This is a genomic window from Metamycoplasma equirhinis, assembly GCF_006385185.1.
GTDB classification, from domain to species: Bacteria; Bacillota_I; Bacilli_A; order Mycoplasmatales; family Metamycoplasmataceae; genus Metamycoplasma; species Metamycoplasma equirhinis.
The window spans coordinates 1-557 of the sequence record NZ_VFIX01000052.1 but is presented as its reverse complement, the minus strand read 5'-3'; the positions used below and the strand labels follow the sequence as shown (position 1 = coordinate 557).

Here is a 557-nt window from a genome sequence, read left to right as displayed (position 1 = left end):
AAGAGTGCGTAATAGCTCACTAGTCGAGAGACTCTGTGCCGATAATTCAACGGGACTAAAACACAATACCGAAGCTACGGGCAGAAATGCGTTAGGAGAGCGTTGTAAGGGCATTGAAGCCAGACCGCGAGGACTGGTGGAGCGCTTACAAGTGAGAATGCCGGTATGAGTAACGATTCAGAGTGAGAATCTCTGACGCCTATTGGGGAAGGTTTCCTGGGCAAGGTTCGTCCACCCAGGGTTAGTCGGGTCCTAAGACGAGGCTGAAAAGCGTAGCCGATGGACAACAGGTTAATATTCCTGTACTTTCTAAAATGTGATGGAGTGACGGGGGAGGATAGTACTACCACTTACTGGATTGTGGGGTAAATAATGACTGGGCTATGTAGGCAAATCCGCATGGCATAACCGGGAGTTATGATGCATAGTGAACGGGCAACTAAGTAGCGAATTGGATGATTCCATACCTCTTAAAAAAGCTTCTAACTTAAATTTTGTGAAACCCGTACCGAGAACGGACACACGTCCCCAAGATGAGTATTCTAAGGCGAGCGAGA

1 rRNA gene is annotated in these 557 nt (G+C 47.8%); it reads left to right on the top strand.

The features are described from left to right. Positions 1-557 (top strand): 23S ribosomal RNA (locus FJM08_RS03325); the annotation flags it as partial.